Origin of the sequence: Sporosarcina luteola (genome assembly GCF_023715535.1) — a bacterium.
GTDB lineage: Bacteria > Bacillota > Bacilli > Bacillales_A > Planococcaceae > Sporosarcina > Sporosarcina luteola_B.
Window position 1 is genome coordinate 1 of the sequence record NZ_JAMBOI010000023.1, and the last position, 3957, is coordinate 3957.

Sequence of the window (3957 nt, forward strand, 5' to 3'; positions counted from 1 at the left end):
AGGGCTCAAAAGTCTAATATCTCGTTACGAAGCTTTGCGTCAACAATCTTAATTGAACCGCCGTATACCGAACGGTACGTACGGTGGTGTGAGAGGTCGGGAGTTAATCGCTCCCTCCTACTCGATTGCTCATTTGTAGTATCTGTGCCACTTTATTTTTCAAGAGTGAATAAAACCACTCACTGCGTCAATACATGTTATAGTAAGAAAGTACATTTTACAAGTGAGTAGGTGAACAGCATGATAGAAGTAAAAACATCTTCACTGAGTGACGGTGAATTCAATAGAGGGGTCTTTGCTACATGTGATATCGCCAAAGGAACGATGGTACATGAAGCACCCGTCATTGCATATCCGAACGACCAACATCCCCACATTGAGAAAACGTTGTTGTCTGATTATGCCTTTGAATATGGCATTAATCATACCGCGATCCTTCTTGGGTACGGAATGTTATTCAACCATTCCTATGAGCCGAACGCAACGTATGAAATCAGTTTTGAAAAGCATACGTTTGACTTCTTTGCATACACAGATATAAAAGCCGGCGAAGAAATATTGATTAATTATAATGGCGATGAAAATGACAAGGAACTGCTGTGGTTCGACCAAGAATGAGTTCGGTCGAATAATTTTGCAGGTGCCATTTTGCACATTTTTTTGCAGGTGCCTGTGTAAGACACAATTCAGATAATGCACTACAATTGTATAAAATGCAATAGGAAACCGAGTGAACTCAACGTTTACCTGGATCTCTATTGCATTTTTATTATTATTAATGAATTGTCATAAATGCACCATGCACAGGCACCGACACAATTTCCGCACAATTTTAGTAGTATGGCGGTGTCCATGTACGCCAGTAATTGTTGGCGGCGGCTACTGTTTGGAAATGGGTTGCGATGACTTGTGAAACAGCGATTAAGCTGTCGGCATCTCTTGAATATACCGGTCGCAGCATTTTTCTGATCTCCTCAGAAGGCTGTGTAACTCCCACCCCTTTTTGTGCAAGCTTAACCGCTAAAGCAAACCCTTCTTCCGGAGTTTGTGTCAGCAGCGTCTGCAATGGGTTGCTTGGCATGCAGTTCACCTCCTAGGTTCTTCAATACTGCTATACATATGCCTAACCCTTTTTGGTAGTGAGGGCCCTATTCGATGTATCATGTATGATGAGGTCACTCATACAAAATCTTGCCGTCCTTCGAGAGAGCAGCAAGTTTGTATTCTGCCGAAACATCTTTCATTTTCGTATCAACAATATAATATATTCTCATATCATTTTTCGATCCGATTATATTCACTCCCTTATCTTTGTTACCCACCACCTCGATTTTGTCTATTTCTTCATCTGCGATTAAACCCCAAGTTAAGACTAAAAATTCTTTGTCATTTAGATACAAGGGTCCTGACATACCGCTAAAACCTCTTGAAAGGTCATAGATCCCTAAGCCGCCTGTTGTATCACTAGCTTCCCATCCATTTCTGTGATTAACGACTAACCCAGCCCTCATCATTCCATCCGCTTCTTCCATGAACACTAAAGCGAACTCATCATTTCTTTGGGTTATGTAAAAGACATCCTCCCATTCCTTATTCTCTTTAATAGCTTCTTCTAGCGTTGTATCATTGCCGCATCCACCCAGCATAATTAGTAAACAGAACATTATCAAACTAGATATGGCTTTCATTATTCACACTCCCTTTATCAAATTAACCACTCCTACTTGTTGACCAGCAGCATTCTTACTAGAAATACGTCTTTGTCGAGTACAAGTTTCATTGATGGTTAATAAATAACTCCTCGTTATTAATTTGCTTATTGCTCGATCATCAGTTATATACTTCGAGTTGTTTTGAGAATTATAGAAACTTTTCACCGGTGAGGTCGTATAAGTAGTTAAGAATAGAGGGAGTAATTGCGTATCAAGAGAAAGGAGGGTATGAAATGAGTATTTTTAAAAAGAGGGATTTAAAAGGTATTGCATGGCTATTCGTTCTTATATTATTTGCATGGGCTATACTAACGATTACTACTGGTTATTACCACAATTCAGAGATAAATCTACTCCTCACCGACTGTTATAAAAATGGTGGGGAAGTCATATTAGAAATCCATAATAATCTCACGGGAAGTTATTCTTTTGAGTGTAAGCCGAAATAGAATTTTCATTTAAACGAAGGAACAAGTTGAACTAACGGTGCAGGTTAGTTTAACAGTTTTGCTGTTAGAGATCGAGAAATTTTGTTAATTACAAGGGGAACATTATCTGAACTGAAAAAGGGAGTGGACAGATGAAAAAGTTTGTTATTATTGGAGCTTTCTTTGTTCTAGTGCTAGGTGTCGTTTGGTTTTATAATAACCAGATGAAAAATACAATATTTGGTGAAGTTTTCAAAGAAGTGTTTGAAGACAAGGAAATTACAAAAGTGGTTATTGAAGAAAGGCAAAAGAAAAGTTTAAATGAGAAAGATAATCATTGGATTTTGGAAGAAGAGACCTTCAGAGAATTAATGAGCCAGTCCAGTGAAATGAAAATAAAAGAAACTAATACTCCTCCTATGACTACCTACGAAATAACGATACACTACAAGGCTAAAGGTGAAGAGAAAGAGAATGTAACAGCAATCGTTGTTGGTTATAACAATACTTTACAAATGGCAAACGGTAAGTTTTATGCAATTGAGGGGCGAAACGTTTTATTCGAGTCAATTTATCGGGAAATGTAGCGGTTTAAATTATTCCGCAATTGGGCGGATTGTTGAATAAGATTCACTTTTCTTATTCAACTAACGGCGCAGTTTAGTTGAAAAGTGTATAGAACAATTCAGTAACTTATTTTACCTTAGTCAGTCTAATGGTACGAGGAGGGATAACGTGAAAGTACCAAGATTATTTTTTGGTTTGGTTTTTTTCGTAATATTAACTGCTTATGGATGTTCCAGTTCATCAGGTTCTAGTTCATCAGGTACAGGTAAGTTAGAAGTTCTTAGTCCTGGAAATCCTGGTGCGGAAGAAGTTCTAACATCAGACCCTGAAGCTGATATATTTCAATTCGAAGGTTTAATTTACGTTAATGGAATTGATTGGGTCGAGGAATTAACTTTAACAAAGGGCGCGCAAGTAGGGGAAATCAAAAAAAGAAATGATACACATACAAACTTTGAAAATGAAATGTCAAATAAGCTACCTGTTGGTGCAAAGATTTTTTCACCTATCGAAAAGAGAGGTCCTATTTTACTCGTGGAATCCGAAGGGAAAATCTTGAAGTACCATGCACTTATAGAGGGTTAATGAATTCTCCTATATTCCGTAACGGGCGCAATTGTCGTTTATTTAACGAACGGGGTGCTTTACTTCAGGAAGGAGTAAAGTCTTTTTTCTTATTGAACCAACGTAGCAAACTAGGAATGTCTAATATATCGGAGGTGTACCTGTGCAAAGGATTTTAATAGTAACAATTCTTGGAGTTGTTATATTAGCAGGTTGTTCTTTGGTTGATGGAAAATCAGAGAATGAAATACTAACTGTTTCTAGTGCAAGCTGGGTAACTGAATTCGTTACATGGGAGAATGAATCTTATGTTGTTACAGAAGAGGAAGTTAATGAAGAGGAAATAGGTGCTGAAATTGGCGAAGTTACTTTCTATTCTCAACAAGAAATTTCTGACACTAGTGGGAATTTATCGAATAAATATAAAGAAGGAACAAAGTATTATGAGATAACCGATATTAATAAAAAGGAAGCTATAGCTATCGAGGTCAAAGAGGGAAAGTTTCTTAAAGCTGTTATATTTGAAATATGGGAAGAAGAAACTTTTAACTAAATAGGATTTCTTCTTCAACTAAACCAGCTAATAGTTTGTCAACAATTTTCAATGAAACATGAAATACTTCTTGTTATACTTAAAAAAGGGTATATCAAATAACCTTCCTCAATAGAGTTGGAAGGCATTGGTT

7 protein-coding genes are annotated in these 3957 nt (G+C 37.1%); 5 read left to right on the plus strand and 2 right to left on the minus strand.

Annotated features, from left to right (window positions below; translation table 11 throughout):
- Positions 1-240 precede the first annotated feature (240 nt).
- Entirely contained in the window at positions 241-618 is a 378-nt protein-coding gene (locus M3191_RS18005; RefSeq protein WP_251701714.1) for an SET domain-containing protein, read from the plus strand.
- Positions 619-832: 214 nt separating this feature from the next.
- Here M3191_RS18005 and M3191_RS18010 read toward each other — a convergent pair whose 3' ends face one another.
- Both M3191_RS18010 and M3191_RS18015 read right to left on the minus strand, forming a co-directional pair.
- Positions 833-1081 (minus strand): hexameric tyrosine-coordinated heme protein, encoded by a 249-nt coding sequence (locus M3191_RS18010; RefSeq protein ID WP_251701715.1) that lies wholly within the window; start codon positions 1079-1081, stop codon positions 833-835.
- A 94-nt stretch (positions 1082-1175) separates the two neighbouring features.
- Positions 1176-1688, minus strand: coding sequence for a hypothetical protein (locus M3191_RS18015; RefSeq protein WP_251701716.1), 513 nt, complete (start codon positions 1686-1688; stop codon positions 1176-1178).
- A gap of 257 nt (positions 1689-1945) precedes the next feature.
- On the opposite strand from M3191_RS18015, the gene M3191_RS18020 reads away from it, so the two are divergent.
- The 4 genes from M3191_RS18020 (at position 1946) to M3191_RS18035 (ending at position 3824) form a co-directional block, all read left to right on the plus strand.
- Positions 1946-2161 (plus strand): hypothetical protein, encoded by a 216-nt coding sequence (locus M3191_RS18020; protein ID WP_251701717.1) that lies wholly within the window; start codon positions 1946-1948, stop codon positions 2159-2161.
- Between the two features lie 131 nt (positions 2162-2292).
- Complete coding sequence (locus M3191_RS18025; RefSeq protein WP_251701718.1) at positions 2293-2727, plus strand: hypothetical protein; 435 nt, start codon at positions 2293-2295, stop codon at positions 2725-2727.
- Positions 2728-2875: 148 nt separating this feature from the next.
- Entirely contained in the window at positions 2876-3292 is a 417-nt protein-coding gene (locus M3191_RS18030; RefSeq protein ID WP_251701719.1) for a hypothetical protein, read from the plus strand.
- Positions 3293-3434: 142 nt separating this feature from the next.
- Positions 3435-3824 (plus strand): hypothetical protein, encoded by a 390-nt coding sequence (locus M3191_RS18035; RefSeq protein WP_251701720.1) that lies wholly within the window; start codon positions 3435-3437, stop codon positions 3822-3824.
- Positions 3825-3957: the final 133 nt, after the last annotated feature.

Coding starts and splice junctions, on each gene's coding strand:
- M3191_RS18020 (WP_251701717.1), top strand. CDS start 1,946: ATGAGTATTTTTAAAAAGAGGGATTTAAAAGGTATTGCATGGCTATTC.
- M3191_RS18025 (WP_251701718.1), top strand. CDS start 2,293: ATGAAAAAGTTTGTTATTATTGGAGCTTTCTTTGTTCTAGTGCTAGGT.
- M3191_RS18005 (WP_251701714.1), top strand. CDS start 241: ATGATAGAAGTAAAAACATCTTCACTGAGTGACGGTGAATTCAATAGA.
- M3191_RS18010 (WP_251701715.1), bottom strand. CDS start 1,081: ATGCCAAGCAACCCATTGCAGACGCTGCTGACACAAACTCCGGAAGAA.
- M3191_RS18015 (WP_251701716.1), bottom strand. CDS start 1,688: ATGAAAGCCATATCTAGTTTGATAATGTTCTGTTTACTAATTATGCTG.